Here is a 2,380-nt window from a genome sequence, read left to right on the forward strand (position 1 = left end):
GCCTGGGACGGCGATGTGCTGGTCGGCGTGGCGCGTTGCGTGACCGATTTCGTCTACGCTTGCTATATGTCGGAACTGGCCGTGGATGAGCGCTACCAGCGCCAGGGCATCGGCAAGGAACTCATCCGCGCTGCTCGCAGCCGCCTCGGGCCGCGTTGCCGCCTGCGCCTGCTGGCCGCACCCGATGCCACCGATTACTACAGTCATATCGGCTTCGCCCACAGCCCGCGTTGCTGGGAGCTTACGCCCGGGCATGAACTGAAATAATGCTATAAATCATTTATCAAGATACGCCATGATGGAAATACTCGCCTTTGCCCCGCAACACGCCCAGGGCGTGGTCGACCTCATCCTGCCCATCCAGCAACAGGAGTTCGACATTCCTATCACGCTGGAGGGCCAGCCGGATCTGAAGGATATCGCCGGCTTCTACCAGAAGGGCTTGGGCAATTTCTGGGTGGCGCTCGATGCCGGCAAGGTGGTGGGAAGCATTTCCCTGCTCGACATCGGCAACCAGCAGGTGGCGCTGCGCAAGATGTTCGTGGCCGCCAGCCATCGCGGCAAGGAGCATGGCACTGCTGTGCGCCTGCTGGAGGGGGCGCTGGCCTGGGCCAGGGAGCAGGGCGTGCACCAGGTCTTTCTCGGCACTACCGCCAAGTTCCTGGCGGCACATCGCTTCTATGAAAAGAATGGCTTCCGCTTGATCGAAAAGAGCGACCTGCCCGCCGCCTTCCCGGTGATGGTGGTCGACACGCGCTTCTACGCGCTGGATTGCTGAAGCCTTTTCAAAGCTTGCGCTGACTGTCTTCGCCGAAGTAGAACCATTCATTTCCCGGCAAGGCGCGCGGGTTGGGGAAGACGATATAGCCGGCAGCAGGCGCGATGACAGCCTGGCCGTCATGCCGATGGCCGATCACTTCACCCTGCTGCACGCGGTCGAAGCTGGACCAGTCGCGGCTGAAGCGGTCTTGCGGGTGGTCCATGTCGATCACGTCGACCAGCCGGATAAGCTGGATATCGGCCACCGGGGGCTGCAGCGGCAGGTCGATCATGTCATGCAGGGCCAGCGTCTGCAGGATGGCTCGGTAGGCCACCTCGGGGGCTTGCGGGTCATCGTGCTGGCCGCATTCCAGCGTCACACCATACAAGCCCTTGCTGCGCGCATATTCGGTGGTGCCCACGCCATACTGGCGGTCCAGCAGGTCGGGGGACACGGCGCGCCCCTGCTGGCGGCGCCGTTCCACGCCGCGCACATAGGCGCCCATCCATCCTTCCACTACACGTTGGCAACCCAGGTGTGCCACCATGCGCTGTTCGGCTGTCGCCTGGGCGAAGGGTTCGATGTCATCGTGGTTGTCTTCCGGTCCCAGCATGGCGAAGGGCTGGCCGCCGGTGTGGAAGGAGTGCAGGTCCAGCAGGATGTCATGCGCATCAATCCAAGGGCAGAGCAGGTTGCAGAGCTGGTCTTCGAAATTGGCGGGGGCCGGATGCGCACGCAGATTGCGATTCAGGTTGCGCTCCCCCTGGCGCTGCTGCAATTGGTAGGCCAGCGGATTGGTGACCGGCACCAGCGTGAGCAAGCCGCGCCGGATGCGCAGCCGGCCGCTGTCGAGTTCGCGTTGCAGGCGGCCGATGGCCTGGGTGCCGCAGGTTTCATTGCCATGCACCGCCCCCAGGATCAGCAGGCGCGGACCAGGGGAGAAGGCGGCATATTGCAGGCGCTGCAGGGAAGAAGGAAAGGGAGCGGACATGATGGGCAGCTTGGATACACAAGAACACGAAAGCGGCAACGATACCCCGGTTCGGGGTAGGCTGCCACTGCCCTCCCGCACCATGGACAAGTTTCGTCTGCCGCATTAACGCACGCGGTCTTGCCAGCCTGGCGTGGCAGTGGCTGCCACGGCGTCGTGGGCATGAAGGCTTTCGAAGTGGGCCACCCGTACCGCGCAAGCGCCAAAGCGGGTTTCCAGCGCCTGCCGCAGGCGCCGTGCGGCATCTTCCACGTACATCAGGTTGGCACCATTGGCCAGCGCGAAGGCTTGTTCATCGGCACGCCGCACCGCCGTCTGCACTGCCGTGCCCAGGGCCGCTTCGGCGGTATCGATCAGGGCGGCAATGGGTAGCTGCTCGGCCTTGGGCGACACATTGATGCTGAGTTCGGCTTGGCTGCGCTGGCTATGCGGCGTGGCCAGGCTGGCGTTGCGCTGCAGCCAGGCCAGGGCGGCTTCGCGCTCGATGGCCGATTGCCCGGCGAAAGCCTGGGCGAAGGCATCCTGCAGCGCCTGGCGCGACAAGGCGGCCGAACAGGGGCAGGTGGAGGAATAGGCGATGCTCACCCGCAGACTGATCTCCAGCACATCGTCATGCAATTCGGCGACAG

Annotated in this window: 4 protein-coding genes; 2 read left to right on the forward strand and 2 right to left on the reverse strand. The window is 64.1% G+C overall.

Annotated features, from left to right (window positions below):
• Positions 1–267, forward strand: a 267-nt coding sequence (locus tag I5W_RS08700; RefSeq protein ID WP_044528927.1) for a GNAT family N-acetyltransferase, incomplete at its 5' end; no start/stop codon positions are given.
• A gap of 28 nt (positions 268–295) precedes the next feature.
• Positions 296–778 carry a GNAT family N-acetyltransferase gene (locus I5W_RS08705; RefSeq protein ID WP_044528928.1) on the forward strand — a complete coding sequence of 161 codons (483 nt, stop codon included), beginning with the start codon at positions 296–298 and terminating at the stop codon, positions 776–778.
• A gap of 7 nt (positions 779–785) precedes the next feature.
• Here I5W_RS08705 and I5W_RS08710 read toward each other — a convergent pair whose 3' ends face one another.
• Positions 786–1,751, reverse strand: coding sequence for a succinylglutamate desuccinylase/aspartoacylase domain-containing protein (locus I5W_RS08710; protein ID WP_044528929.1), 966 nt, complete (start codon positions 1,749–1,751; stop codon positions 786–788).
• A 105-nt stretch (positions 1,752–1,856) separates the two neighbouring features.
• The coding region (locus I5W_RS08715) for a GTP cyclohydrolase, FolE2/MptA family (RefSeq protein ID WP_044528930.1) at positions 1,857–2,380 on the reverse strand (524 nt) is incomplete at its 5' end.

The organism is Herbaspirillum sp. B65 (genome assembly GCF_000333555.1).
GTDB lineage: Bacteria > Pseudomonadota > Gammaproteobacteria > Burkholderiales > Burkholderiaceae_D > Herbaspirillum > Herbaspirillum rubrisubalbicans.